Annotated in this window: 1 protein-coding gene and 1 pseudogene; both read left to right on the top strand. The window is 70.0% G+C overall.

The annotated features are described in order from the left end of the window. Positions 1 to 290, top strand: a 290-nt coding sequence (locus ACLZN2_RS50945) for a hypothetical protein (protein ID WP_416987097.1), incomplete at its 5' end; no start/stop codon positions are given. 302 nt (positions 291 to 592) lie between these two features. Continuing rightward, positions 593 to 1,345 (top strand): annotated as a pseudogene (locus tag ACLZN2_RS50940) (hypothetical protein); the annotation flags it as partial.

The raw sequence follows: 1,345 nt of genomic DNA, 5'->3' as shown, positions 1-1,345 counted from the left end.
AACTGGGCACCCTGCGCGACGCGCTCGACCGGCTCGACGCCCTGCATGACGAGTGGCACCAGGCCCTCGACGGCCTGCCCGCCGACGCCCGTCCCGGGACCGAGGTCTACAACGAGGCGCTCGCCATCCACCATGCCGAGGCATGGAGCTCGCTCGACGACTGGGCCACCCACGGACACGTCATCCGTGACATTCACGCCGCCGCCCGCCACGCGCCCTCGGCCCTGGCCCCGGCGCCGACCACGACCGCGGCCTCCGTTCCCGGCCGGCACAGCCCGGCGCAAAGGTGACGGTAACCGGCGCCGTTGGCGTCACACACATCGCCCCGCGCCGAACTCGTCACCTGAGGTCTGCGCCAAGACGAGGACGCCACGGGCGGGTAGGCACGCTGCCGAATCCCTGGAAAGGCCGACGCCGTGACCGTGCTGCCCTGGCCGACACCCGGCCCCTGCCGCGCACTCCCGACTCCATCACTCGACGCGACGCCATCACAGGCCACAACGTCACCGCCGGCCCGGTCACCCGCGAGCCCAACAGCCCGAATCCGGTAACCGCCTCGCCCCTCGACCCCCGCATCACAGGAAACCGCACCCTGTCCAACAATTCCGCCAACAGCACCGACGGCTACGACATCGTCCTCCGGCTCCTCCTGGCAGTCCTCGCCGTCTTCGTCCCCCTCTCCCACCTCGCCTGGCTATCCGGCAACATCACCGCCTACCTCACCGGGGGTACCTGGGCTCCCTACCAGCCGACCGCCGCCCTGCTCCACCCCGACCAGCTCTGGCCCAAGACCGGAGAAACGTCCCTGCTCATCGGGGCTTGCATCGTCCCGATCCTCGTCCTCCTCGCGCTCGGTGCCACGGGCGGTGTCCTGTGGGCCCGGCACAAGAACCGCAGCGGCGGCCGAAAGAAGATCACCGGGATGGCCAAGCCGCGGGACATCGAGCCACTCATGGCCAAAGCGATCACCGCCAAGGCCCGCTCCCTGCGCCCAAGTCTCAAGAACACCAAACACGTTGAAGCCCGGGACACGGGCATCCTCCTCGGCAACCTTCAGGGGACCCGTCATGAGGTGCGCATGGGGTACGAGGACGTCGCCGTCGCCATCATGGCGCCGCGCTCCGGCAAGACCACCAGCCTCGCCATCCCCTCCATCCTCAACGCCCCCGGTCCGGTGCTCCTGACCTCCAACAAAGCCGCAGGCGACGCCTTCACTGCCACATACGACGCCCGTGCGAGCGTAGGGCGGGTGTGGGCCATGGACCCACAGCAGATCGCGCACGCGGCGCGCGAGATGTGGTGGAACCCCCTCGCCGACGCAAGGACCCTCGACGGCGCGGGCAGG

It is taken from the genome of Streptomyces sp. T028 (assembly GCF_048159505.1).
Classification (GTDB): Bacteria; Actinomycetota; Actinomycetes; order Streptomycetales; family Streptomycetaceae; genus Streptomyces.
The sequence above is the reverse complement of the archived record's forward strand: the minus strand, read 5'-3'. Positions and strand labels throughout refer to the sequence as shown.